The 26,605-nt window shown below is 40.4% G+C and carries 25 protein-coding genes; 10 read left to right on the top strand and 15 right to left on the bottom strand.

All coding sequences use genetic code 11. From position 1 onward, the window contains the following. Positions 1-510 precede the first annotated feature (510 nt). Genes HWQ38_RS00460 through HWQ38_RS00450 form a run of 3 tightly spaced genes read right to left on the bottom strand, consistent with a single transcriptional unit; the run spans position 511 to position 2,552 of the window. A complete protein-coding gene (locus HWQ38_RS00460) occupies positions 511-1,245 on the bottom strand; it encodes a DUF6753 family protein (RefSeq protein ID WP_292789040.1) in 735 nt (244 codons plus the stop codon). After that, complete coding sequence (locus tag HWQ38_RS00455) at positions 1,245-2,024, bottom strand: hypothetical protein (protein ID WP_292789039.1); 780 nt, start codon at positions 2,022-2,024, stop codon at positions 1,245-1,247. Before HWQ38_RS00455 ends, HWQ38_RS00460 begins: the two co-directional genes overlap by 1 nt. Next, entirely contained in the window at positions 2,025-2,552 is a 528-nt protein-coding gene (locus HWQ38_RS00450) for a hypothetical protein (protein ID WP_292789036.1), read from the bottom strand. A gap of 454 nt (positions 2,553-3,006) precedes the next feature. Between HWQ38_RS00450 and mobC the strand changes: the two genes are divergently transcribed. Continuing rightward, positions 3,007-3,405: a plasmid mobilization relaxosome protein MobC gene (mobC, locus tag HWQ38_RS00445; RefSeq protein WP_292789033.1), complete on the top strand. Its 399-nt coding sequence runs from the start codon at positions 3,007-3,009 to the stop codon at positions 3,403-3,405. Continuing rightward, positions 3,386-6,094 carry a relaxase/mobilization nuclease domain-containing protein gene (locus HWQ38_RS00440; RefSeq protein WP_292789030.1) on the top strand — a complete coding sequence of 903 codons (2,709 nt, stop codon included), beginning with the start codon at positions 3,386-3,388 and terminating at the stop codon, positions 6,092-6,094. The genes mobC and HWQ38_RS00440 overlap by 20 nt, the downstream gene beginning before the upstream one ends. Before the next feature lie 440 nt (positions 6,095-6,534). Here the strand turns inward: HWQ38_RS00440 and HWQ38_RS00435 are convergent, their stop codons facing one another. Next, complete coding sequence (locus tag HWQ38_RS00435) at positions 6,535-6,744, bottom strand: hypothetical protein (RefSeq protein WP_292789027.1); 210 nt, start codon at positions 6,742-6,744, stop codon at positions 6,535-6,537. Between the two features lie 193 nt (positions 6,745-6,937). Between HWQ38_RS00435 and HWQ38_RS00430 the strand changes: the two genes are divergently transcribed. After that, positions 6,938-9,424 (top strand): NACHT domain-containing protein, encoded by a 2,487-nt coding sequence (locus HWQ38_RS00430; protein WP_292789024.1) that lies wholly within the window; start codon positions 6,938-6,940, stop codon positions 9,422-9,424. A 246-nt stretch (positions 9,425-9,670) separates the two neighbouring features. Here the strand turns inward: HWQ38_RS00430 and HWQ38_RS00425 are convergent, their stop codons facing one another. Continuing rightward, positions 9,671-10,630: a ParB/RepB/Spo0J family partition protein gene (locus tag HWQ38_RS00425; RefSeq protein ID WP_292789022.1), complete on the bottom strand. Its 960-nt coding sequence runs from the start codon at positions 10,628-10,630 to the stop codon at positions 9,671-9,673. Further along, positions 10,630-11,382 (bottom strand): ParA family protein, encoded by a 753-nt coding sequence (locus HWQ38_RS00420; protein WP_292789020.1) that lies wholly within the window; start codon positions 11,380-11,382, stop codon positions 10,630-10,632. The genes HWQ38_RS00425 and HWQ38_RS00420 overlap by 1 nt, the downstream gene beginning before the upstream one ends. Positions 11,383-11,429: 47 nt before the next feature. Between HWQ38_RS00420 and HWQ38_RS00415 the strand changes: the two genes are divergently transcribed. Together HWQ38_RS00415 and HWQ38_RS00410 are read left to right on the top strand one after the other, a co-directional pair. Next, entirely contained in the window at positions 11,430-11,579 is a 150-nt protein-coding gene (locus tag HWQ38_RS00415) for a hypothetical protein (protein WP_292789018.1), read from the top strand. A 160-nt stretch (positions 11,580-11,739) separates the two neighbouring features. Next, a complete protein-coding gene (locus tag HWQ38_RS00410; RefSeq protein WP_292789017.1) occupies positions 11,740-13,794 on the top strand; it encodes an NACHT domain-containing protein in 2,055 nt (684 codons plus the stop codon). A gap of 195 nt (positions 13,795-13,989) precedes the next feature. On the opposite strand, the gene HWQ38_RS00405 is transcribed toward HWQ38_RS00410, so the two are convergent. The 7 genes from HWQ38_RS00405 to HWQ38_RS00375 form a co-directional block, all read right to left on the bottom strand. After that, on the bottom strand, positions 13,990-14,436 hold the full coding sequence (locus HWQ38_RS00405) for an HNH endonuclease signature motif containing protein (RefSeq protein WP_292789015.1): 447 nt from the start codon (positions 14,434-14,436) through the stop codon (positions 13,990-13,992). Further along, positions 14,406-14,675: a hypothetical protein gene (locus HWQ38_RS00400; RefSeq protein ID WP_292789012.1), complete on the bottom strand. Its 270-nt coding sequence runs from the start codon at positions 14,673-14,675 to the stop codon at positions 14,406-14,408. Before HWQ38_RS00400 ends, HWQ38_RS00405 begins: the two co-directional genes overlap by 31 nt. Before the next feature lie 261 nt (positions 14,676-14,936). Further along, positions 14,937-15,779: a DUF4435 domain-containing protein gene (locus HWQ38_RS00395; RefSeq protein ID WP_292789009.1), complete on the bottom strand. Its 843-nt coding sequence runs from the start codon at positions 15,777-15,779 to the stop codon at positions 14,937-14,939. Then, the gene (locus HWQ38_RS00390) at positions 15,779-17,098 is read right to left on the bottom strand and encodes an AAA family ATPase (protein WP_292789006.1); all 1,320 of its coding nucleotides are present in this window, start codon (positions 17,096-17,098) and stop codon (positions 15,779-15,781) included. The genes HWQ38_RS00395 and HWQ38_RS00390 overlap by 1 nt, the downstream gene beginning before the upstream one ends. Before the next feature lie 401 nt (positions 17,099-17,499). Next, positions 17,500-19,014 carry a hypothetical protein gene (locus tag HWQ38_RS00385; RefSeq protein WP_292789005.1) on the bottom strand — a complete coding sequence of 505 codons (1,515 nt, stop codon included), beginning with the start codon at positions 19,012-19,014 and terminating at the stop codon, positions 17,500-17,502. A 14-nt stretch (positions 19,015-19,028) separates the two neighbouring features. Then, positions 19,029-20,837: a TIR domain-containing protein gene (locus HWQ38_RS00380; protein WP_292789004.1), complete on the bottom strand. Its 1,809-nt coding sequence runs from the start codon at positions 20,835-20,837 to the stop codon at positions 19,029-19,031. Positions 20,838-20,990: 153 nt separating this feature from the next. Next, positions 20,991-21,593, bottom strand: a complete 603-nt coding sequence (locus HWQ38_RS00375; RefSeq protein ID WP_292789002.1) for a tyrosine-type recombinase/integrase — start codon at positions 21,591-21,593, stop codon at positions 20,991-20,993. A gap of 699 nt (positions 21,594-22,292) precedes the next feature. Between HWQ38_RS00375 and HWQ38_RS40300 the strand changes: the two genes are divergently transcribed. From HWQ38_RS40300 to HWQ38_RS00365, 3 genes are all read left to right on the top strand, one after another. Continuing rightward, the gene (locus tag HWQ38_RS40300) at positions 22,293-22,406 is read left to right on the top strand and encodes a DNA integrity scanning protein DisA nucleotide-binding domain protein (protein WP_366933196.1); all 114 of its coding nucleotides are present in this window, start codon (positions 22,293-22,295) and stop codon (positions 22,404-22,406) included. A gap of 73 nt (positions 22,407-22,479) precedes the next feature. Continuing rightward, positions 22,480-23,133 (top strand): hypothetical protein, encoded by a 654-nt coding sequence (locus HWQ38_RS00370; protein WP_292789000.1) that lies wholly within the window; start codon positions 22,480-22,482, stop codon positions 23,131-23,133. Positions 23,134-23,159: 26 nt separating this feature from the next. Next, positions 23,160-24,035, top strand: a complete 876-nt coding sequence (locus tag HWQ38_RS00365) for a nucleotidyltransferase (protein ID WP_292788997.1) — start codon at positions 23,160-23,162, stop codon at positions 24,033-24,035. Positions 24,036-24,288: 253 nt separating this feature from the next. Here the strand turns inward: HWQ38_RS00365 and HWQ38_RS00360 are convergent, their stop codons facing one another. Beyond that, positions 24,289-24,465, bottom strand: coding sequence for a hypothetical protein (locus HWQ38_RS00360; protein WP_292788995.1), 177 nt, complete (start codon positions 24,463-24,465; stop codon positions 24,289-24,291). Between HWQ38_RS00360 and HWQ38_RS00355 the strand changes: the two genes are divergently transcribed. Both HWQ38_RS00355 and HWQ38_RS00350 read left to right on the top strand, forming a co-directional pair. Beyond that, positions 24,400-24,591: a tyrosine-type recombinase/integrase gene (locus HWQ38_RS00355; RefSeq protein WP_366933195.1), complete on the top strand. Its 192-nt coding sequence runs from the start codon at positions 24,400-24,402 to the stop codon at positions 24,589-24,591. The two genes, HWQ38_RS00360 and HWQ38_RS00355, sit on opposite strands and share 66 nt — an antisense overlap. 286 nt (positions 24,592-24,877) lie before the next feature. After that, positions 24,878-25,630 carry a RelA/SpoT domain-containing protein gene (locus HWQ38_RS00350; RefSeq protein ID WP_292788991.1) on the top strand — a complete coding sequence of 251 codons (753 nt, stop codon included), beginning with the start codon at positions 24,878-24,880 and terminating at the stop codon, positions 25,628-25,630. 754 nt (positions 25,631-26,384) lie between these two features. On the opposite strand, the gene HWQ38_RS00345 is transcribed toward HWQ38_RS00350, so the two are convergent. Next, entirely contained in the window at positions 26,385-26,591 is a 207-nt protein-coding gene (locus HWQ38_RS00345; protein WP_292788989.1) for a hypothetical protein, read from the bottom strand. Positions 26,592-26,605: the final 14 nt, after the last annotated feature.

Raw genomic sequence — 26,605 nt, 5'->3', positions numbered from 1 at the left:
AAGCCAGAAAGTCATCCTACTAGCTCAGTTAATTATTCAGTAAACCAGAACTCTCTGTCTTCACTGTAATATCTACCACCCTCTGATGTTGTCTTAAAATACATACCCTTAGAGTGATTACCAAAAGACAACTTATCCCTGTTTTGTCACTCTCGGAAAACAATAATCTCAGCCTGATTCTGAAAGTTTTATTTCATCAAGGTTTGAGGCTTTATTTTCTAACAGAAACTAAAATTTATAGACAAAACGTGGAAATTAAAGCCCTGTAACCGTTTGGGCGATTGGATTCTCCCACTCTGACAAAAGAGGGTTATACATGAAGGAGGAATAATCATTAGAATAATACGCTTTAAGAGCAAGTCCAATATTTATTAGATCATATTTTTTAGATCAAAGGGATCTAAATCATCCTTTACATCGTTTATTACCTCTCCTTGCCACTTATTGGTGTGGCTGTGTACTGTGACCTTTGAACCTCTTGAGATTGTCATTGTGTTGTTCCTTTTTATTTTACCGTCGTCTTCGGTTTGGATCAGTCCCCAAATTTTTCTCAACCCGTTGAAGCTTGGCATTACTCCAATCAGTATTCTGCAAAATTTTCTGTAGAGACTCGGTAGTTTCAATAGGAGTAGGGATTGGGGTCAGGTGCGAATAAAACCAAAACAGAATAAAAAATGAGATCGGAGAGAAAAGCCAGATCATAATAGCTCTACCCCAACCTTTAACGGCTGAATCCGCGTCTTTTTGGTTCAATAGAGATATTCCCGTCTGGATCTCGTTCAATTGTTCTTGTAACGGTTGGCTCAATGTCTCTGGTTGCCTGGGGGAGATATTGTTCAAATTCTCGGAGAGTTTGGTTAAGCTCGTCAATTGCTTGAGTTGTTGCTGAGACGTTAGATTTAATGCGCTCAAGGCTGTCCCTAGCTGATTGCAGCTGGTCGCTAGATTTTTGATATTCTCCGTGTGGTCGGCTTGGGTCTTCAATTGCTCCGCCGTCAGTTGACTCCATTGGTTTAACTCATCTTGTAAATTTTCAAATAACAACTTCCAATCGTTTGGAGCGGTTTCTGTCAGCTGTGCCAAATAACCAATGTACTGCACCAGTCGAAAAGCTGGGTCATCCTGTTTCATCCCAGAATCAAGCGCAAACCGCAAGACTTTCGCTTGAAACTCAGGCGGCTTTTCTGACAGCAACCTATCTAAATGAGATACCGCACCATTGCCATTACCATTACTTACAGCCATTACTCTAACCCCAACTGTATAGCCGCCTTAGAAAACTCAGTCTCAACCGCATCAATCCAGCCATAAACTCTCGATTGATTACTCAAACTAAAATCGTCATGCTCTAGCGCCTCCCTGAAAGTAAGATCCTTGGAGTCAACGAGGTCAAAAATATCGTCATATAACTCAGGCAATAATAGTTCAATCGCTCCCAAAGCTTCTACAGCCTGCTTCATCTTAGAATTGTTGTAGCGAGTGAATTTGTGTTCATCACCCCAGTAGAGATTTTTCACCACCACGTAATCAACTTTGTCGCCGCAGAAATCCACCAGCCGTTTTAGTTGCAATAGACTATCCTTGACTCGACCCAGCACCGATACCATAGTGATGCGATAACCCAAACGCTGGGCATTTTGAAACAGAAAAATATCCTTCGCCACTGACTCAAAATATTCTGCTGCCCCAGCAGGCAGATCCACCAAAGAAACTTGAGGAGATAAACGCTTTAAGTCATCCTGTAAAGCATCAGCACCACCGCGCTGATTTAGTTTGAGCGTTTGCACGCCAGGAGCGACTTTGTTGTAGTGCCGATAAAGCTGAGGATTAGACTGGTCACACTCGTAAGCGATGCAGTTGATATTTCTGTGGCGGTAAATGTCGAGTAGGATTCTAGCCACGACACTTTTACCAGTACCGCCCTTGTCACCAGTTACCAACACTAAGCGCCCAAGAGTTTTTGGCTGTTCAGTTGCCTTTTGTTCCTGAACTTGGTCATCCGATTGTTTAGGTTTGACTACCATCTACAAATCCTCATCTGAAATTATTTCAGGTACAAAAGCAAGGCGAGAGGAATTTTGATTCTCTGGAGCTTTATCATCAGAGGTCTTTTTAGCCGTTTTAGGAGTTTTAGAAGTTGTTGATTTGGATGAAGCGGATTTTGATTTTGGTTCTGATTGAGACTGAGGTTTGTTGGCAGATTGAGTATTGCTTTGCTCCGAAGCCGAATCCTCACTAATTGCCGGCTCATCAATAACTTGTGTATTGGTATTCTCTTGGCTAGGAGGAGTGACTGACTTTTTGCGTGTAGACCTACGAATATCGTTAAGTAAATAACGGATACGTTCAGGACTGATATTGATATCCAAAGGGGCTAAAGTTTTAGACACTTCCTCGTAGCTATAGCCGAGACGAAGCACCCGCTCAATTTGACGGCGCATCTTTTTAATAGCCGCTCGTGCTGGGATATCATCTAATTCCTTAGCACCCAAAGCGCGTAGAGCATCAAGAGCGTCTGGAATCTTTGACTTAGGAATACTGTCTTTAGCCACAAGAGTAAAAATCAAACTAATGTTTATGTTTAAAACTTTACTTTAACGTGGAGCATCTATCTAAAGACAGGTAATTATCAATGCAACAAATAGTTAAGAAACAGCAACAGATATTAACGTAACTGATTGAACAGTGATTACTCAAAGCGTGTAAGATAACTCACGAACAGTTAATCAAAAATAAATCAGATAGTTCTTACTAAGAATTAGCCATACTGTAATTTACGTCAACTCCTTAGTAATATCATCGTGGTGGTAGCCGGAGATTACGCACTTTTCCCCCTAGTGGGTTGTTCCCCTAGTCCTTCTGCCTCCCCGAAATACTGGTTAAAAGCAAGCCATGCCTACCCCTTCGGGGTGTCGTCGCTACGCTCGACTCGGCAGGCTTGCCAAAGGGGGAAGTATCCCCACTTTGGAAACCCCCTCTAAAACTGCATCTTGTTTTGTTTGACTTATGCCCAAAGCTTCTTCTCAGTCACTCGTCCGCACCAAAATGTTGCAAGTGCGATTTAGCCCAATTGAATACGAGATGATTCGCTCCAAAGCGGAAGATACGAGCATGAGTTTGGCAGAATTGACAAGACGTTGTATATTACTGCGACCAATCCCACCACCACCGCCGCGATTGGGCAGAGTTACTCTTGATACATACCTGGAACTGTCGCGCATCGGCAACAACATCAACCAACTGGCCAAAGCTACCAATACCGCCATTAAAATGCAGTTGCCACCGCCAGCATCACCAGAACTTCTACAAGAACTCTTAGAACTGCTACGACACTGCCAGCGGGAAATAGCCAATACCTTCATCGAAGAATCGGACGAGGAAACAGATGATTGGCAACCAGACTAAAGGGCGAGGGTTTCGCGGACTGCTGAATTATTTGGAGTCTCAGAAAGATGCTAAACTCATTGGTGGTAACATGGGTGGCGATAACGCCCGCGCACTGGCCAGAGAATTTAAAATCTCTCGACAACTAAACCCAGAAGCTGACCGAGTAGTGTACCACGCATCATTATCACTACCAGACAACGAGCGACTAGACGAATCAACCTGGAACGAACTTGCTAACCGCTATCTCGAAGAGATGGGCTTTGACAGTAACCAGTACGTAGTCTACAGACACAGCAATACTGAACACGACCACATACATATTTGCGCCAGCCGCATTCGGTTAGATAACGGGAAGATTGTACATGATAGCTGGGATTACAAGCGCAGTGAAACCATTATTCGGCAGCTAGAACGAGATTACGGCTTACAACAAACCCAGAGTAGCCACGAGAAATTATCGCGTAATCCCAGTATTGGACAACAAAAACGGTTAGAAAGAGAATACGAAGAATATATCAATGGTGAGCGCCTTACACCACAAGAACGCCCTATTAAGCAACAACTCCAGGAAATAATCGACCGCGCCACAATAGACAAACTAACTATGCCCCAACTGGTTGAGCGGTTGCAATTACAAGGTGTAGAAGTTCGTCACGGATTAACGCGCAACGGTAAAAGTAAGGGCATTTCGTACTCGTGGAATGACCAGAAATTCAGCGGCACATCTTTGGGGCCTGCCTATACATTCCCAGGTTTACAAAAACATAAGGGGATTGACTACCAGCCCCAACGGGATGATGAGCTTATTGAGAATCTGTTGAAGAATCCTAAAGAGCAAGCAGTGGAGAGCCAAAGATTCATAAATACAATCGTTGACTTTATTGAACAGTCACTAGTTGATGATGCTTTGGCTGAAACGTTACCACAATTAACAGAACAACTGTCTGCGTATCAGCAGCAGCTAGCTAATAATAAAACCACATTTGACGACCTGGAAACCGCGATTCTTGATGAAGATCAACAACTGTCATCACCAAAAGCTGTGGATGCAATCTCTAACTTTATTGAACAGTCAGTAGTTGATGATGCCTTGGCTGAAACGTTGCCACAATTAACAGAACAACTATCTATTTATCGGCAACAACTCTTTCGAGCTAAAACTGCATTCAATGACTTTGAAACAGCGTTGACGACTGAGTTGCAATCCCACGCAGAGAAGAAAGCAATTTTGTCAATCTCTGATTATATTGAGCAATCAGCTATCGAGTCAGCTTTAACTGAAACAGTATTAGGATTAACAGAGCAACTATCTCAATATCGGCAGCAACTCCTTGGAGCTAAAACTACATTCAATGACTTTGAAACAGCATTGACAGCTGAGTTACAATCTCATGCAGAGAAGAGAGCTATTTTGTCAATCTTTGATTATATTGAGCAATCAGCTATCGAGTCAGCTTTAACTGAAACAGTATTAGGGTTAACAGAGCAAGTTTCTCAATATCATCAACAACTAGTTGCAGCTAAAACTACATTCAGTGACTTTAATGAAGCAGTTACGGCTGAGTTGCAATCTCACGCAGAAAACAAAGCTATCTTATCAATCTTTGATTATGTTGAGCAATCTACTGTTGAATCAGCATTAACTGAAACAGTATTAGAATTAACACAACAACTTTCTCAAAATCAGCAGCAGCTATCAGCCGGAAGAACCATATTCGACGACCTGGAAGCAGCGATTGTTTATTTGGAGCAACTCCATAGATCGCAAAAACCAGTGGATGCAATTGCTCTTAATCAAACTCCAACTATAACCACAGATGAACCAAAGCTAAAAGATAATCTAAGAGCCGAGTTATATCAGTATTACAGCGCCGACTTGCAAAACTTATTAGTGACTGACCGAGATAAAGAAATTGCTATCAGGGCATTATTAGATAATAAGCCAGTTCAAGATGTTGAAGAAATTATCTTTGCCAGTCCCGCCGGATGGACTATTGATGAAGCTAAAGCATTAGTTCTAATCGCTAACAATCAACTGGCATCCAATAGAGAGGAAAAACAGAGTTCACCCCAGTTTACACCACCACCAGAAGATGAAAGCCTACGTCGAGTATTACAGGAGTACCTTACTCAGCAACGCGGTATAACCAATTTCCTTGTGCAACCATTACAACGCCAGGGGTTGGCTTATATAGATCAACAGGCTCAGGTTGTGTTTATCAAGCGCGATCTGAACGGTGAAAAGTCAGGCGCACTGGTTTGGGACACTGCACGTCTTGACAATCGTGCTTTCAAGTATCCCGACAGCGATCGCTCCGAGGGGTGGTTTCATTTCAAATTGGGTGGAGAGCCTGACGATAAAATTGAGAGAGTATTCTTGTGTGACTCCCCCATTGATGCGCTGTCAATGGCAGAGATTGACAGAGACGGACACTCCAGGCAACCACCAGTGAGAACAATGTACATGGCAGTGGATGACCCAGATAACTTGCCAGTAGAACTCCTCAGAAATATCAGCAGAATTGGGCTGGCATTTAATAACGATGATCGGGGAAATGAAGCATCACTTCTCGTTCAGGAAATGCTGCCCCAAGCTAAAAGAATTGCACCTAGTGGGCTTACTTGGAATGAGATTCTTATTGAACAGCAGCAACAGCAGCAAGAGATGCTGGAGCAAAAGCAACGGGGGCGGGGTTTTAGCCGATGATCTCATGTTGATCCGACGAACTCGTGACCGCTTCGCTCTCGGAGTCGGTGGCTCTTACGGGCAGAAAGGTTAACTAGATCCTGCAAGCCCGCAAGAGCCACTCTGCTTCGCCAACTCCGCAAGAACAGTTAACAGCATTGGCTCTCAAAAGCTTTGATCTTGGTGGGTTGTGGCAACGAAAGTAAGAAATTCAGTCTTAGAGTTTCTTACTTTGTGGTTTTTGAAAGCATTTTTCCCTCTGCTCTTTGGCAGCGATCTCTCTCGCACTCAAAAACTCAGCCGAGATGACTAGGCTTTTGTTGGAGTTATATTGCCCAAAGACCTGTTATAGAAGGCTTGCCGAGAGGAGTAAAAGGGGCATTCAGCTTCTTAGAGGAAAAGGCGATCCAGCTATGATCGCCTTTGTGTTTTAGTTGAGAAGCAGATGGTGTATAGTCTTTCTACAGTATTCTGAATAATGCTACTAATAAGGAAACTATTGCAGCAATGGCTCCCAGTATTGGTTGCCAAAACTTGCATAACTGCCGAAATCTCCTAAGCGGTGGATTGCCAGAGCCAATTACTGGGATAGTTTGCTGCGGATTCATATTAAGTCCTTTGACTGCCTTTATCGCTTGTGGCGTGACTTGGTTTTGATTGGCCTTCGTCATCGTTATAACTCCGTCTCAATTGGTTATGAGACAAAGTTACTTTGAGTGATAAGTGAAGCGCTGGACATTTAGGGACAGGACAGGGATAGATATTACAGGACAGGGACAAATATTAATTGACCTTTTCTGACCCCTATAAAATCAACCAATCTTCTAAAGTATAAATATCTTCATCAGTACAAATACATTAAATATGGGGGAAACACGGAAGCGCGATAGCGTTCATGTCAATTCAGAGGGAAAAAAGAAACTACAAGAAGCAAAAGCTGCGAAACATCGTAATTATGATGGCAGACTTTGGACTGACTTAGATACTGCAACAGAAGCGGGTATAAGTGAAAAAACTGTTGAGCGGTTTTTCAATGGTAAAACTGTTAGTAGGCAAAGTGCGATCTCGATCGCCAAAGCCTTAGATTTAAAACTAACAGACTTGATGGATGTAAAAGCGACGACTCCGCCACTTGAAATTACAGCTACTCCCATTGACTCAAATCTTATTCAGCAAGTTCAAGAACACTGCCGTATAAAGATTCTTAATCAACATGGCATAATGCGATTGCTGAGTGGAGATGAGATTGGCGTTGATCAGCTTTATGTAGATGTGTGGTTACTGAATCGGCCCCCACACACGTTTCAGGTGTCACCGTCTAAGTTATTAGAAACCTTCGATTTACGGAATGATCGCTATGGCTTGGGCGATCGCATTCGGCGTAATAAAGGCTTTGAGATTGCTAATGCTAATGCAAAATTGATGATTCTTGGAAAGCCAGGTGCTGGAAAAACTACTTTTCTGAAGCACTTAGCAGTTGATTGGTGTAACAAGAAGTTCCAGCCGGATTTAATAGCTGTTTTTATCGAACTGCGCCGCATTCGGGATAGACAATGGTATTTACTGGATGCGATCGACAAGGAATTGGGATTTAAAAATTGGAAACAGGTTGAAGAGCTTTTGAGACAAATTGCAGAACTGGAAAGGCTTTTACTGAAGCCAAAAGATGAACATGAGAGTGAGCAGACTAAAGAATTGCGACAGAAATGGAGTGAGCAGATTAAAGCATTGCGACAGCAAGTGGAAGAATTACGACAGCAGGTGAAAACATTTCTAGAAGCAGGTAAGCTCTTAGTGCTGATGGATGGATTAGATGAAGTATCCACAAATGTATTGCGGCAAGATGTGCAGATTCAACTCCGACAGATCGTAGAGAATTATCCTAGTAATCGATTTATTTTGACCTGCCGTACTCAAATTATTAAATCTATTCCAAATGGGTTTACCTCGGTGGAAGTGGCAGACTTCAACCCTGAACAGGTGAAAAAGTTTGTTCAGAATTGGTTTACGGCAAATGGCGGGTCTGATGAAGTAGTTGCAGAGCAGTGGGAAATGTTTGAGCATGAAGTTGATAACAATTCAGCCCTGAAGGAATTGACAGTAACGCCTGTATTGTTGAGTCTCATGTGCTTGGTCTTACAGGATGCGGGAGAAATGCCTTCTGAAAAGGCATGGCTGTATCAGAAAGGCATTAGGTTAATGTTGAGTAAATGGAATGATGCAAAGGCCATTGATGGGTGGGAAGTGGGTAGTATAACCTATCGACAGTTGGACATCGAGCAAAAAGAAGCGTTGCTGACCGAGATTGCTGCCCGCAAGTTTGAGAATCCAAAAAATTTCGTGCTGTTTGAGCAAAAAGAGATTGCTGCTCATATTACTAAATTTTTGCGACTTGCCGACTCCAAAGAGGGAATAGCAGTGCTAAAAGCTATTGAAACCCAGCATGGTTTGCTGATTGAACGGGCGGATGAGTTGTGGTCATATTCCCATTTAACCTTTCAAGAACACTTTACAGTTCAGTGGTTGACTCAACTTTCCCCTGAGCAACTCGCTGAAAAGGTTGCAAGTCAACAATGGCAGGAGGTTGTTAAGCAACTCGTTAAATCACAACAGCCTTCTGACCGCTTGTTACAACTGATTAAACAGGCAATTGATCAATCGATTGCAAATGATTCAACATTGAACCAATTTTTGACCTGGGTACTTCAAAAATCAGAGTCTATCCAAACGAGCTACAGACCCGCAGCCATTCGTGACTTCTATTTTGCTCTCGGCTGTGCCCGTGACCGCAATCTTGCTCTTGCTCTCACCCATGCTCGCGCCGACCTCAGAGATAACCTTGCCTGCAAATGCGCCCACGTTCTTAATCTTACCTTCACTCCCGACTTTACCCCCGACTTCGCCCTCGACTTCGCCCTCACCATTATCCGCGCTCGTGCCCGCAACCTTGCCCATGAACTCAGTTCCGACCTTGCCTCTGCTCTCGACCTTGCCCCCGCTCTCGACTTTGCCTGCGTCTGTGCCCACAACCTCGACATTAACCCTGAAATAGCAGATAAGCTCAGATGTCTCAAGGTAGAAATACCTTTATCCTCCATAAACGACTTGCAGTTTCAACAATGGTGGCAAGCAAATCATGCAGAGTGGCTTAAAAAACTTTATAAGCTAATGACTGAGCATCGTAATGTTGGTCATGATTGGAAATTTACTGATAAACAAAAACATCATCTCCAACGCTACTACACTACCAACAAATTTCTCGTTGACTTGATGAACATTGAGGGGGCTGCTAGCGATACTGTCTGCGCTAAAATCGAAAATGCCCTTCTGCTTCCCTGGGCAGGGCATTGAGCCAAGATGTGCAATATGAAAGTTGTGCATAGACGCAGTAGCGTATTTTACAGAAAAGCCGCCTCCTCCTGGGGTTCTTTCCCCTCAGTCCTCATGTAGAAGCATCGCAGACCCCGGTCACATCATTGGTAAGTAATGAACCATATTGTCAGTCCAATCAGTCTCCCCAATTATTTAAAAAAAGCTATTATTACAGCCCTTGGTCATTGCCCAAAACGATAGCCCCCACAACGAGCCTTTCAATAATCACTCTGACTGAGAATTGGTCTGGGCAAAATCTTTTTCATCTGTAACTAAGACTTCCAGCCTTTTCAACAGTGTCTGCACTTGTTTCCATTTCTTGGGATTCTCCCAAACTTTTGACTGAGTGATGCGACGGGTAATAGCTTGAATCGTGGCTGGCGGCGACTCTGAATCTGTTGAAGGTTGCAGTGTTTTAACTCGCTCTCGAATTTCACGTAAAGACAAATCGGCGGCTACCGCTTCTTCTAACAATGATTGTCTCTGTTGTTGGTCTTTGACTCTAGCAATCAGTTGAGCTTTGGTGTAAGCAATTTTCCCGGCTCGGAGTGCTGATAAAATCTCTGCTGGCAACTTCAGCAGTGGCAGACGACTGGAAACAAAAGATTCCCAACTTAGCTTTCCTAATTCCTCGAAAACTGCCATTATTGTCTGTCCTTGTTCATTGCCCAAAACGTTTTGGGCAACTTTCCCTTTAGCTTCATGTTGCATACGATAAAGCAGATTGGGGATATCGGCTACTGGCATGGAGAGCCGGATAGCCAGCAGTTGCAGTATGCCTTCTGTCTCTTCTACTGGATTGAGGTCTTCCCGCAACAGGTTTTCTACCAGAGCTAGTTGCAGTGCTTGTTCAACAGTGAGTTCACGAATAGTAACAGGAACTTCCTGGAGTCCAGCCACGATAGCTGCTCGGTAGCGTCTTTCTCCTGCTACTAATTCATACTGATTTTCTTGGTTAGGGAGGGGACGGACAAGTAGGTTCTCCAAAATTCCATGAGTTTTGATGGATTGAATTAACTGCTCTATCTTTACTGGGTCGAAGTAACGGCGAGGTTGACTATCAGGTAGAGAAATAGAGTCAATTGGCAACATCTGCGGCTCCGTTGAGGGTAGTTCCGAACCCATCAACACACTGATGTCAGCTTTGGCTCTGTAGGGTTGCTCTGTTTTGCGGGGTCGGGTCATTATAATTGCTCCATTTTTTCTGCTATCTTATCTAATACTTTAAGAACTGGATGCTTGGGTTCGTAGACAGCTAAGGGTACTTGTTGTTCAGAAGCATCTACAAAAGCTGTAGCCCTGGGAATTGGATCGTAGACGGGGGCGATGTCGGAAAATTGTTCTGAGATAGCTTTGAGGGTGCGTTGATCTTGGGAATTGGAAGCAGCATAGCGAGAAGGAATAAACCCAGCTATTTTTAAGTTGCGGTTTCCTCTTTTTTTGACTTGGGCTATAGTTTGCACCAGTAGATTTGTTCCCTGAAAAGCTTTGTAGTGGGTTTCAATGGGAATGAGCAGGTGACTGGCAGCGACAAGGCTGCTATAACTTAACAGCCCCAAACTGGGTGGGCAGTCGATGAGGATAAAGTCGTAATTATTGCGAATTGGCTCAATAGCTTCTTTCAACCGGACTTCACGAAAATCCATATTAACGAGTTGAATTTCAGCTACGCTAAGGTTGATATTAGTAGGAGCTATATCCATTCCATGTTGTTTTTGCTGGATGAATAGTGGTTCCTCATTTATAAGCGCATCAAAAGGAGTTTTGTCTAGTTTTTCTGGGTCAAGACCCATAAAAGAAGTTAGGGAAGCCTGGGGGTCGAGGTCAATGAGAAGAACTTTATGACCCCGTAAAAGCACTTGATAGCCCAGGTTCATGGTCAGGGTCGTTTTACCAACCCCTCCTGCTTGATTGAAGAACGCGATTACCCGACTCATTTAATTACTGGTACTCTGCATCTAATTTGATTGCCAGCATAACCTGAATGAGTGAAATTAGCGCTCGCGATCGCAGTTGGACTGTTAGCCGTGCAAAAATTGAAGCGAAGAACTTAGACTTGAAAGCTGTAAATCCCAACGCCAAAGTTGAAGAAGATGCCCGAACTCCAGAAGAACTGTTGGACTTTATTGAGTAGAAAGGGGAGGAGGTTGCTCTCGGCATTGGCAGTCTTGCGGCGTTCATGATGTATCAATTCATCAATGGTAAAAAACCATTGCCTGTAATTATCACAACGGAACTTAGAGCCATACAACACAATAATGCTTTAAATTTTAAATATATTTACTGGTAATCCTATGACAGGAATGGAACCTTTTGTAGCAGCAGCAGTTAGTGGCGTAGCAGTTCCTATTTTTCAGTCACTCTGGGGAGGCGGAGGTAAGCTCTTAGGACTGTTTGGCAAAACCCTAGATGAAAAAACTAGGGAGTTAATTTTTACTGCATCAAAACAGTATGTTCAAAACTACGAAGAACGGCACGGTATCCTCAAAGTGTTGGGAATGCGTGAGCATGTAAAGTTGGAATCGGTCTATACAGCAGTTCAATTTTTAGATAATGATGCCATCCGTAGTTTTGAATCTATCGAAAATTTAGAACAATTCTATCGCCAAGCTAAAAACCGAGGTTTTCAATCCCAAGATGGTCATAAACAAGTAGGAATTACAGTTGCTAACGATAAGCAATATCTAATGGTGCTTGGTGGCCCTGGTGCTGGCAAGTCTACATTTTTGCGAAAGATGGGACTAGAAGCACTCAAAAGTAACAAAAGAATATTTATACATACTTGTATACCAGTTTTTATTGAGTTAGAAAAGTTTAAATACACTGATATTGATCTTAAAAAATTTATTCTAGAAGAGTTTCGCATTTGCGGGTTTCCAGACCCGGAGAAATTTACAGATCAAGCCTTAGACCAAGGCAAGTTACTGATTTTGTTAGATGGTTTGGATGAAGTCCCGACAAAAAAATCAACCAATGTAATTAGTCACATTCAAAACTTTGTTGATACTTACAATAAAAATCGCTTCATTGCGTCCTGTAGGGTAGCAGCCTATCGCTATAATTTTCGACGGTTTACTGATGTGGCAATGGCAGACTTCGAGGACATTCAAATTGAAGACTTTATTAGCAATTGGTTCACAAGTAAACCGAATACAGGTAAAGATTGCTGGCAAAAACTTAATAGCCACGAACATACTGCTGCTAAAGAACTAACTCAAACACCATTATTACTGACTTTGGTGTGTTTGCTATATGAGCGTTCTGGTAAATTCCCGACTAATCGAGCAACTCTTTATGAAAGAGCATTGAGAGTTTTACTAGAAGAATGGGCTGGTGAAAAAGGTATTACCCAGGAAGACCTTTATAAGGGACTGGATACCAAACGCAAGGAAATGATACTTTCTGAAATTGCCCATGATGCATTTCAAGAAGACCGATTATTTTTCCCGCGACGGGAAGTTGCAGATAAAATTGAAAAACTACTTTCGGAAATGCTACCCGATGAAAAATTTATTAATGGGGTAAATGTTCTCAAATCTATTGAAGTACAACATGGGGTGTTAGTAGAACGCGCTGATAGTATTTACTCTTTCTCTCATCTGACACTACAGGAATATTTAACAGCACAATACATTGATGACCATCGCCAAGTTGAGAAGTTAGTTCGTGAATATCTTGTAGATGAACGCTGGAAAGAGGTGTTTTTATTGGTAGCTGGGTTAATGCGGGGTGGTGCCGATGAGTTGCTGTTGTTGATGGAAAAGGAAGCGCAACAGTATATTAACACTCCGAAGTTGCAAGCTTTATTAAACTGGGCAGAACAGCTAACAGTTGGATCAACAGGTAATTTGAAACCTGTACGTAAACGTGCAGATGCGATCGCCAGAGCCTACGCCAACGCCAACGCCATCGCCAATGCCATCGCCATCAAATATACTGATGCCACCGCCAAGACCTACGACATCGCCAACGAGATCGCCAACGCCAACGCCAACGCAATCGCCATCGCCATCAAAAATACTGGTGAACTAAAAAAATCAGAAATCTTCAATAACGTCAACTTTACTATGCTGATCGCCCAACTAGAAGCACTTAAAGCTACAATTCCTGATGATAAACAGTCAAAGGAAGTGCGTCTGGCATTTGCTAAACGACTGCAACAAACCTTACTCAATGCTTTCAATCTCACCCTAGAAATGATCGATTTATCTGAGGAAGAAGCAAAGGCACTTGAAAATTATCTCTACGCCAATCATCTCATTATCCAGTGCAAACAAGCATCTGTGTGGGTGTCGCCCACAACCTGGGAAGCGATTGAGGCGCGGATGTTGTTGGTTCCGAGTAATTGAATAGTTTACTCTCAAGCCTAATATCCTGCCAGCCAATGATGTTAGTGGATTAAAATCCACTCAAAAAGGCTGCTCCCACTGCCAATCAAAATGTTCAAATCGCCTGGGGTTCTCAGCAGTGTAGCGAACAGTATTTTGAATCTGCTTATGCCCCAAGTAACACCGTGAATCTATATAGCCGGAGGGCATTTTCTCTTATTCAAGACGTGGATCTGATTGGGGGGGATGCCAACCCGCTTCTACCCAAAAACGACGAGCCACTTGAATCGAAGGCTCATCCCGACGCTCATCATTGAAGTCAAAGCGATCGCTAGTAGCTCTCCCTGTAGGAGTTGTACCTAAAATTTTTATGCCGTCTTTTGTCCAGATAAAATGGTCAGACCATTGTTGCTGACGGGGATGAAATAGAGGGACTTGTTCTTGGGTTTTTGGATCAGTAGCTACTGTAAAATTATAGTGACGCTCATTACAGCGATGACACGCTAAAGCTAAATTATCCAGTTCATCAGAGCCTCCCAAAGACTGCGGCATAATATGATCAATGGTAAAACGGTCTGGACTTAAGTATTCTGGAGAGTGGCAGTATTCACAAAGATATTTAGCTCGTTGCCTTAGAAATTTTCGAGTTTGTTCGGACACCATTTACTTTTCGCCGCTAGTTGAGCGTTAATCAAGGTAAAGATTCGCTCTAATTCGGAGATGCCTACATATTCAGCTTCTTCTTCAGGCGTGAGCGCATCAGCTTTTTTGTTCTCCAAGAGTTCTTCAAAACGAGACTGTAGCTCATCGGTAAATTTAAAAAGATAAATGTCACCGAATTCGCTCATCTTGATCCCAGAAGATATTAAGGATGAGGGTTGAACCATCAATTGAGCAGTCATTGTGTGTTCATAGCGTCTTTGATTCTATTGTGCCTCAATTAATCGATGATCTTAGTTTATTCGACCAGCTGTAAGGGACGAAAAGGGGTGAAAGCTTGGTTTTAGCGTGCCAAATTTAGATTGACCCATTATCATTTTTGGGGAAGTTAGTAAATCGATAAGGCGTACTCTGCACTACAATATTTATTTACAACGTGTCCCAATTTACACCTATCTCGGCGGCCACCCTACCTTACCTACCAGCTTTATAACCTTCTAAATTTAACCTTTGAGGAGTTTTACAACTTCTTGAGCAGATATGTTGGAATTATTTTGTAATTCCTCAAGCAGATTATTTTCTTTGAAACAATGTTGGCACGAGGCTATTGCATTAGAAAATAAGGATTCAACAGAAACAGAAACTGTTTTCCCAGACAGCCTTTTTACTTCACATGATATGAATCGTTGAACTGCACTAAAGAAAAAATGCCCCCTTGAATGAAGCCTTGGTTTATAAGAATTGAGACTTTCTTGAATAGATATAATTTCCTGAAATGAGATGTTAAAAGAATTAATTAATTCGGTAATTTTGCTATCGTTCAGTTCAAAAGTTTTGTCATTTATAAAAAAAGGCTGGCATTTATCTCCCATGCACTTTATACCTATTTTGTCCCGTTCTATAATATAGTCTATTACCATCAAAGGATAAATTTTTTCATCATAATGTTGCATCCATTTTTCAACATACTCTGACTCATAATCAGTATCTTTTGAAAGATTTTGGATTATATGTGTAATACTTAAAGTACACAAAAAAACATTTTCTATACTATGTGTTTTAGTTTCTACAATTCTGCTATGTTCAATCGAACAATTCATGAAAAGACTGTAGTCACTGTCCAGCGCTACAGCAAAGTGTGCATCAGAATCTAATATCTGTTGTATGTATTTTTTGACTTCAGCTTTGCCACCTACAGCTTTTAGCTTAAGTTTGTATCCATCTATATTCTCTGGAAAAAATAGCTTCCAAAAAGGACGATCATCATCTCCCTCAACTATCACTAGATATTCTTTTCGATAAAATAAATCTGTATTTCTAATACCAGAAGCTGTTCTACTAAGCATCAAACAATTACATCCTCCATATCTATCACATTGTCTCTAAATTCAGCCACAATGTCAGGTGAATGAGTAGCAACAATGAGTTGAGCATTATTATTTAGCTCACGAAGTGTCTTGAGAATTTTTTCTTGCCATGAGATATGGAGAGATAATTCAGGTTCATCTGCAATAAATATCAAGCTTCTACTTTCCTGTAGAATAACCTCCATAAACTGAATAAGTAACTGCTTTTCACCTGATGATAAGTAATTCCAACCCAATTGGACAGCGCTGTTTTTTTCCAAAGAGAAACAGAGTTCACTAGTCTTATTATCATAGGAAAATTTCTTAGCTACCATAAAGCCATGAAGAATATCAAAAAACTTTTGGCGAGGCTCAGTAATTCTTCTTTTGTCTTCCTCTGATTTATTTAGTAAGTCAATAATTTTATTAGTTCGATTAATTAGTGGAATTGCAAAAACATCTGCTGGAGCAATATTCTGTGTTCCATTTTTTAGAGACTCTCTTAAACCCTCTATTGCATTCTTGAGCTTATTTATATGATTTATAATTTGTTTATCAGTACCTTCAATACCCAATTCTTTGAAAGCACGAGAAAGTTTATCTTCTTCTGTTTTGAGATTTATATTTGAAATCTCATCCAATTTTTTTATATCAAAGTTATCAAATTCTTCGTTGTATAAAAGTGAAGATATAGCTTCTTTCTGAAATGAATTAGACCTTTCATTAAGCTGGGCTTCTAGCTTCAACTGGTAACGAGCGAACTTTTGGAGTAACTGCTGTAAGCGATCATCAACAGCAGTACTCCTCTGTCTAGGATCTACCTCTGATGCTTCAGAAGCAGATTGTCGATAAACAGATATCTGAGAAATTTCTACTAGGCTAGAAAGCTCTTGCTTTAGATCAATATACTCCTGACGAGTAGTAGATGACGTTTTTGGATGATTAACATCAATAAACCTGTCAGAGCCAACCCTCCGAGCGCGTGAATCACGGGAGTCAGTATATACTTGGTACTTTTTTGATCCAATTTTGTATACGTAAACATTTATAAAAGGAATATGTTCATGTTGTTTACGTAAAACACTTATAGTTCTACGAGAATTTTTGCTTTTAGGTTCAATTAATATAATTTTTATAAGAGAAAATTGAAGACTATCTAGCTGTTGAAAATCAGCCGAAAGTGCTGCAACAATTAAGTTAATAAATGTTGTCTTTCCTGTGCCATTTAATCCAATGAAAATTGTTACATCTGAAAAAATGTTGGCACTTGCTTTGAATTTTCCCCAAAAGCCTTCTATGTTAACACTTTTTATAAGCATGTATTTAGTTTTTCATAAATTTTTGTTAGCGTCTCATTGTCTTCTGCTTTTCTGTTTACACAGCATACGCAATAAAAAATGTTTTTATCATAATAATAACGATTTTGGTAAATACAAAGATTCTTGCTTTGGAGACTGAGCAAGCTTCTAAAATTTAGTATGCCCATTTTTCAATTGAAAATACTGTATGCGCTCTGCGCTCTGTTAAATTTTGTATACAGGTAGAGTAGCCACAACCGCTCAACACTGTTGCTCAGTGGATATTCGACGGTAATCGTTCAAACTTACAGAGTTTGTATCCAAAATAGAGGGTAAAGCTGAAAAAGGCAACATCAGGAGCGAAGTAGTTTAAATAAAGGATCTGCTGAGATACTTACACCGTTAGCAAAATGGCGCGATCGCTAAATGTAAAACTTAAAGTTTGGCCTGCGCTCGGAAACTGTAGGATTTGAAATCAGGATTTCTCCAACTGCATCAGAAAACCCAACGGTGACTGGCTGAGATTCCCCTAAACGACACGCATTGTAATTTAGCTTAGTAAGCCCAAAAATGTCTTGTGCCACTCGTTCTATGACAGCATCTCCATGTTGAATGTCAATTTGCAGAGGAGCTGGAGTTTCCCAACCATCATAGGTAGCAAGCCTTGGCTTGAATCCACTTCCCCATAATAAGCCAGAACGCTCGTTGTTCCTTAAAAATGTTCCGCGCAGCACGGGCATTTCACCAGTCCGAAAAAGACGGAAACCATTACTTCTATCAGAACGTACTCTAATACCAACAAGTTTGACACCATTAGGACAAGCTTTCTGATAACCTTCAAATTCTTTATTACTAATAGTGGAGCGTGAATGTAAAAAAATCTCAGTCAGTTCTTTGCCTCCTAGTTCACGATAAGTTCTTAATACTCCACTTAAAAGGTCGTATGCCGAGGCTTTGCTTAATTGAAATTGTTTTGTTTTTGGTGAATACCAGGGGCCAAAGTCACCGAGAAATACTATTCCGTCTCCCGTATTTAAAAACATTTGAGCAGCACAACAAGCTGTTTTACCTTTTTCTGTATCTTCTGCTCGGCGAAATGCTAAACCAATGTAGCAAACACCTTCACGGGCAGTAACTAATCGCCAAGGTTTACCACCACATTTGTAATAGAGAGTAGTTCCAATGTTCCACATTCTATCAGAAAGTGGGGTAAGTGTTCGCTGACCTAACTGATTGTTATCAGTTAATCGTAAAGAAGATTCTCGTATAATTTGTAGCGGAATATCATGTTTCATTGACCGTGCTTTAAGTTGTCTGCGAAAGTCAGGCGAAAGGCTGTAAGGCTCTAAATTGACTTCACCATACAGTGGCAGCTCAAGCTGCCCTGCTTGTCGAGAACGGACAGTTTTTTTAGATACAACTTCTCCAACGGTCTCAGAAACAAACGATTCAGGGCGACAGGTTTGGTAAATTTCATCTGGTACAACACAAACTGCTACAGCAGGTTTTTGGTCTAGTTTATCTGCTGCAATTTTCAGCCCCTTGAGAAATATATCTACAACTTTATAGGAACGTTCATGTTTTTCGTGTGTGCGAGAAGCTTCTAAAAGTTGATGTTCATCTATAGGGTAAGACCAAATAGGATCGCTAGGCCATCGACTGCAAAATGCTGCTTCAAAGCCGGGAAAAGGAGGCCAAAGGCGAAAATTACCTTTAGGTGCATATATAGCTGGACAGTTCATGGCCTCTGACCAAGCCCTAAATTGAGATATTCCGCTAACAGTACCAAGTATGATATAAGGTAATGATTTGGGATGTGACGGAGAATCAGCATCAAAAGGGCCAAACAGGGCTAACCCATCGCGTGGGTCTTTCAGTCGCTGCCCATAGCGAAATTCTAATTCTGGTTCATCAAATATAATAAGCGACTCATTCATTTTCACTTTCGTTATTACAATATATCTTCTTGTTCGCTATCAGAACGCATATTTAGCAAGTCCAATCTATCTTGTTTAAACTTTTTTATAGAAGCTTCATCAATAGCAATTGGTGCCGTAAAATGGGTTGGCATTGCCTGAATAATAATCTGTTCATTTTCTCTATCCCCAATAATTATTTGATTTTCATCAGCAAGAAACTGACATACACCAAAAATCCGATTGAGCCAATCATTATTCCACCAATTTTTACATAAGTGTTTTCTACGTGAAACTGCTTTTCTTTTATCTAATGGTATACCATTGGAATCTGCGAAACGAATTCTTATGCGAATTTGTAGTGAAAAATTATCAAACCAATTTTGAGATATATAAAATGTAGGAGCAATATGATAATGATACACTTCTGCTTTAGCAGGTCGCCAATAAGTTCGAGTACCAAAAGCTTGAACAAATGATTTTGAACCATCGTGTTTGATATAATTCAGACGATTACCTTTTGCAAATCCTTGTGGAAAATACTGCAATTTTGTCTCGTCACAATACTTTAATCCTTTCTGATGACACTTGACGATGAGAGCTTTTCTTAGCAATTCTGATACTAAATTTTTAGTATAAATGCCTTCTACATTTATTAATTCCTGCCAGCAATTATTTCTGGATAGATGAAGTTGTAATTTTTCCGAAATCCAAGTTGGTGGTTGGTGAAACGATAGGAAATGTTTACTATCTACTTGACGATAAGACCATTCCAAATTCATTTTTTCAATTTCTGAATCTGAACTAGTATTTTCTGCTTCAAACAGATAAATTATATTAGGTATTTTTTCAATTTTTAGATAATTGGAATATACAATCTCAGTCTCGTCTAAAATGGTATCTTCATATAAAAATGCTGACAGTGATACTTTGGCACCTTCAGGTAATGATTTTGGACATTTGATATATTCAAGTTTTTTTAATAGATTTCTCAACCCTTCAGCCCAGTTTTCCTGAAATTCAATAAATTTTAATAACTGTGTTTTACTGTCGAGTTTTGTTTTATTGATCCCATCAACATCAATTGGAATGAGAAAATCTTCCTGCCTTTCTTCAATTAGACTTAAAGCAATACTTCTTTGCAATATTAAATCAGGTTTGGCCAGTGATGGTTGAGAGTATAGGGCAACTATACAAAAAGCTTGATTTTTAATTGCTTTCTCAATGTCATGAGGAAATTTATCTCCACCTAGCAGCTTCAGATGTTCACACCAAACAAGATATCCTTCTGCTGTAAGTCTTTTGGCTAGCCAATCTGCAAGTACTAAATTTTCAGGGGCATAACTGATAAATAGGTGCTTACGTTCCTCAAATTTATTAATTTGTTCCAGAGCGATAATAAATTCTGGTGGAAAGATAGATGGGTAATTCTTTTTGATATGTGGATACTTTGTATCTAGCAGTATTCTTAAACGCTCACTTCCATAAATTTCTAGATCCCAGCCATATTGTTTGCGAATACAAGCAATCGCTTCATCTCGTTCACCAGATGTAGGTTGACCGGTTGTGATAAAAACTAAGTTGTCGCAAGTGTGACCGTGTTTTTTAATCTTGAATGCATCCTCTGCAAGTTTACCTCTCCAGCCTTCACGGACACTGTAGGCAAATATAGTTGTTTTTTTCGCTGCATTGACGTAAATAGCATCACGCCCTTTGTCTTTAGAACGACCAAGTGGTTCGATAGAGGAATATCCTTCTAAAAGCATCAAGTCATGGCAAAGACGTTCAAACTCCGAATAGTCTGTGAGATTGTCTAGGCAGTAGATAATCAGATTGGCTGCCATTGCAGAGTATCTAGGATTTTCAGTACATAGGTACTAATATAGTATACCAAGTATCTAAATTATCAATACTTTTTAGTCTTTTATGAGAGCTAATTAAAAAAAATTGGATACTAGACAGTATTGAGGCGACCGTAACACATGGTCACAAGGATGTCACAAATCACCCCAATCAAAATTCATAAAACGTTGAGCATTCAGCTTAGTATATTTTTCAGTATGTTTAATATCCCGATGCCCTAAAAAATCTTGAATTTCCCTAGTGTTATAGCCCCGATTCACTAAAAAATAGCCGCAAGCGTGACGCATCATGTGGCAGTGAACCTTAATATCTAGCCCCGCCTCTGCCGCCACTCGCCCAATCAGTTTTCGCACCGCATCGGTCTTCATCACCTCACCCCGCTCAGAAACGAAAATATATTTACTGTCGGGGAATTGTTCTCGGAGTTTCTTGAGATGTACCAGCTCATCTTCTCTTAAAGGATGCACCCCAGAGTCACTGCCCTTTTCCCTAGTGATAAAAATCTGACCTTCCCCCCACATCACCGCATCCCACCTTAAGCCATATTTCTCTCCCACCGCCTCCCCCACCCTCAACCCGTGGCGAAACATCATCAGCATCAGCAGAAAATCCCTCTCTCCATACCGACTGGGACGAGAAAGAGTTGCATTCAGCAGCGATCGCACCTCACTTGGTGTAAGGTATTCTCTAGACCTGTAATGCTTATTCGACTTACGTTTTGGCGGCGTGGTCTTCATGATTGCTTTGGGCTACTGTCCCGTTTGTGCGGTCAAATATGGACACTCCCCATTCTCCCAAACCCTGATCCTTTCGTGAAGCAGCACCCCAAAACTGACCTCTGTTAAGTCAAACTTATCTTTCAAGTGCCAAAAAACTCTCTACACCCAGCGATTGATAAACGTGGCTTATATAAAGGGGTAAGCAGCTTGCCCAATGTTTCTACACTCGCTTCTATACCACAGTTGAGAAATCGTTGCTATCAAGCTCGTGATATCAACTGTAGGCTACAGATTCCGCCGCACTTGGTATCACCGTACCAAAACGCAATACGGTTCAGTTAAGGCTAAAACTCTTTATCAAGGTCAAATTTTTTAACGAACCGCAGAGGCGCAGAGGGAACAGAGAGAAGAAAAAAATGCTTAACTGAACCGTATTGTACCAAAACGGGAAAATTGTACGCTAAGGAACTGATGCTAACCTCAACGCTATAAAAATCAGTTGTTTTGAGCAAATGGCACACCTGTATTTATCACTTTTGACTAGCTAACGCCTTTCTTTATGGTGCAGAGTACTGCCAATACTCTGCACCAATCAATTGAGGGTAAACAGCTGCTCACGGGTGCTGTAGAAAACCGAGGGGCTAAGATACTTACTGGGCAAGGCTTTCACCCTTAGCGTACAATTTTCCCGTTTGGGCACGGTGATGCCTAGTACCAATACCTGGCACGGGTACGAGGCACCTCTCGGCACAAAAGATGACTAAGGAAACTCAGGCAATCGCCTTTGTAGTATCAGAGGATAGACCTATTACAGTTTTTTTTTCAAGGTGAATCAGTATTTCGTGTACTTTGATAATAAAATTTCTCAAAATTTTTTATGACATTCTAATGGAGCTAAAATCTCATGCACGCCTATGCAACAGATACTTCAGAGCGAGAATCAATTCCAGTTTGGTTGGCATTTTTTGCTGTGGCTGCTGCACTGCTCCTCAGTTATATTGTGAAGAATATGAAATTAGAAGTTCCTTGGTGGATTGATGCTCCCTCGGTAATGGGCTTTTACGGTTTAATTTACCAATGGTTTGATAAGTTTTTATGGTGTCAACAATTTAAATTTATATCTTTCTCATCTATTCCAAATCTTCGAGGTACATGGGTAGGGGTTATTCATTCATCTTATGGTGGTGGTACTGATGTACCAGGAGTAATCTTATATACTCGACAAACTTGGACACGTATTAATCTACGATTGGTTACGCAAAACTCCAGTTCATATTCCATTATGGCAGCAGTTAATACGCATGATTCTTCTGAGCCAAGCTTAAAATATGAGTATATGAACGAACCATCAGCATTGAGTGTTAATACAATGAATGCTCATAGAGGAACAGCTAATTTACAACTATCGCCAGATGGGAAAGAGTTGGCAGGAGATTATTTCACTGGGCGCGGCAGGCAGAATCTTGGAACTATGGAATTCAAATTTATTTCTCGTGAGTATCTGACACGAGAAGAAGCTTTGAGAAGAGTTGCATTTCCTTCAACACAACAACCTTAGTTACCCTTCCCTTTCTACTATACAGCATGACTATTTCTGAATCTCAACTTCAAATATGGTCTAATCAAGGAGCAACTAAATCATCTCAGCAAACTCATAATTCTATCAGGAATGCATTGAGCCGTTATCAGTGGCCTTCTAATGTTACCTACAATGCGTATTTACAAGGTTCATACAGAAATTCAACTAATATTCGCGCTGATAGCGATGTAGATATTGTAATAGAACTCACTTCTGTTTTCTACTCGAATCTGACAGACGCTGAGAAAAACCAATTAGGGATAATTCCTGCTACTTATGATTGGTTTGCATTTCGGCAAAATGTTATTACTGCACTCTGTAATTACTATGGCTCTCAGTATGTTGACACATCAGGTAGTAAATCAATCAAGCTACTGCCCAATAGTGGACGGATCAGAGCAGATGTAGTCGTAGCAGTCACTTACAAACATTACGAGGCAATGCGACTAGTAGCAGAAGGCATGACCTTTTGGACAGTTCCCAGAGGACAACAAATCTGCAACTATCCCAAGCAGCATTATGATAATGGTGCAAGTAAAAACTCCGATCAGCAAACACGCGGTTGGTACAAGCCTACGGTTAGAGTCTTCAAGAATGCTCGAAGTCTCATAGCTACAGGTTTTCTTTTCCCAAAACATTTTCCGTCTTACTTTATCGAATGCCTCTTGTATAATATTCCCCCTAGCAGATTTAGGGTTAGCTTTCAATCAACGTTTACAAATTCGTTAAATTGGTTAAACACTGAATTAAACAACGATAATTGGCAAAGATTTGTATGCCAAAATGAAATGAGTTATTTATTTGGCAACTCAATAGTTCAATGGAATATAGATGATGCTCGTGATTATGTGGCAAAGTTGATATACCTTTGGAACGCCTGATTATGCTTGGCGAGTGTTCAAACAATTTAATGGAACGTTACAGCCGAGAATAGCAATTCCCAAACGTAATAATCGAAAATGTATAATTGTTAACCCCTATAATTAATAAATTGCAACCAGACGCTGAACTCAGCAGTTCATGTCCGACTCTTAGCGGCAACTTTTGCCTCATTGATACTATTCTTTACACTTTTTAGAAAAGTGGGAATAGCTTTAGATAAAGACTGCTCTGCACGCGTAGGTTGATCCAACTCTAGTATGGCATGACAGATATAGTTTTGATATCAGCTTGTAGACTGGGTGCGGATTCTGCATTGCCCAAGCGCGAAAATTTTCTCTGGGTAGACGCGATCGGGCAGCGTTCATGGAACTGTGTATAGAGGGAGCTAGTACTCACAGCATCTGCCGCACTTGCTTGACGCAGATGCATAGGTCTAGAGTGCCGCTAAAGGTAATCCAGAAAATTTATGGTCATAGAACCTTATCTGCGTTGCAAAAATACTTAGAGGTGCTGGATGAGGATTTGGAATCGGCTGTTTCAACGCTCAGATTTTAACCGAAAACAACCTCCGAATATAATTCCGAATATAATTTGGATTACCCACGACATCTGTGGAGGCTGCACAGTGGATAATCCTCTACAGGTGCTTATATTCAGGCTCATCAATATTTAGATGCGTTTGCCTTGGCACAAATCTAGTTAGATTAAAGATTATGGGAATTCTAAATGGAAGAGGTGATGAACTCAGATAAAAATAAAAAATTACATTAAATTATTTACGACAAAGTTATATCAAAGTATATTGGGTGTTTACCTTGAATATAAAATATATAAGAAAGATATGACTTGGGTTGAACCAAAATCTAGCAAGAAAGCAGTAAGTAGAGCAGGTGATAATTTAATCAATTTTGAATCATCTGAAAAAGAAAATCTAGAAGCATTAGATATTGTCAGCAAGTGGAGGTCATCATATGCATTTCCCTTACATATTATTGCAGGTTTATTAAGGTCTAAGGTAAAAACTGTTGAGAAAAATGCAATAATTACCCAACGATTAAAGCGGATTCCATCAATCCTGGGAAAACTCAAACGTTTTCCTAGTATGAGATTACACACAATGCAGGATATTGGAGGATGCAGAGTCGTTTTATCAGATGTAAAAAAGGTAAATGCTTTAATAAAGTTGCTATTAAATAGCAAAACTAAAAATGAATTGGTAAAAGAAACTGATTATATCAAAAATCCTAAAACATCAGGATATAGAGGGATACATTTAATTTATAAATACAAAGGTAAAAAAGATGAGATATATAATGGGTATACAATTGAAATACAAGTAAGAACAAAGATACAGCACTCATGGGCTACAGCAGTCGAAGTTGCAGGAACATTCTTAAAACAATCTCTAAAATCAGGAGAAGGTTCTGAAAAATGGTTACATTTTTTTGAGTTAGTAAGCTTGCTTTTAGCATTTTTAGAAAATTGTTTACCAGAAAATATAAACAACGAAAGGCTAAGAGAAATTAAAAATGAAGTAAATATGCTAGCAGTAGAATTAGAAGTATTCAAAAAACTTCAAGCATTTTCAGTTTAAACTCATCGAATCAATGATGCTGTAAGTAGTGATGATTTTGGTTACTTTCTAATCCTACTTAATATTGATAAACAAGATGTTCAGATATGGTCTTACAAAGAAAAATACCTTTCTAAAGCAACTGAAGACTATATTAATTTTGAGAAAAAATACAAAGACACAAAAGAGGTAGATATCGTATTAGTTAACGCCAAATCAATAAAGACATTAAAAAAAGCCTATCCAAATTATTTTGCTGACTCTAAAGACTTTTTAGACAAACTTAATGAGGCTCTAGCAAAAGAAATATAATTGTAGTAACCTGCAATACTATCCCGTTACAGATAGCGATCCACGAAATATAGAAGCGCGAACGGGAATTGAGCGCCGGAATACAATCACTCAAGCTAGGACACAGCTAAGTGTTGCAATAGCAGCGCTTGAGACTCCTTTGGCGTTGCTTATGGGTTCTAGCTTAACATCTGGAGTTTAGTGGGTCATGAACTTGCAGTTCAGCACTACAGATGAAAATTTATTTTCAGAGTAGACTAAAATCAAAAAATACATTGGGGGTTTTGGAGCTATGCCGGAACAAAGCCACTCATAAAAAGACAGGATCATCGCCCGGCATACACTCCAAAACCCCCTCTTTCATTAGGACTAGCTCCGACCGAGCAGTATTGAGTGTGCAACATCAGCGGCTAAAACGCTTGTAAACAAGAACTCTTAACTAGAAAGCGTCTACATCTGTAGACATGAGAGATTCGGGTGCGAGTCAAAGATAAGAATCCACAAGTTTCCCCTGATTTGACCACTTCTCATCTAGAAGGCGACAAGCGACATAAACAACATTTTGAGGATTGCGCTTGTGTCTTCCATTTGTACCCCAGGAACGAACAGTATAATCACCTTGATAACCTAAAACAAGTGCTAGCTCGTCATAAGTTAATTGCCACTTTTTCTTAAATTCTATTGGGTGCATAGTATTCACCTATT

The sequence above is a fragment of the Nostoc sp. NMS7 genome (assembly GCF_017115085.1).
Taxonomy (GTDB): Bacteria; Cyanobacteriota; Cyanobacteriia; order Cyanobacteriales; family Nostocaceae; genus Nostoc.
The sequence above is the reverse complement of the archived record's forward strand: the minus strand, read 5'-3'. Positions and strand labels throughout refer to the sequence as shown.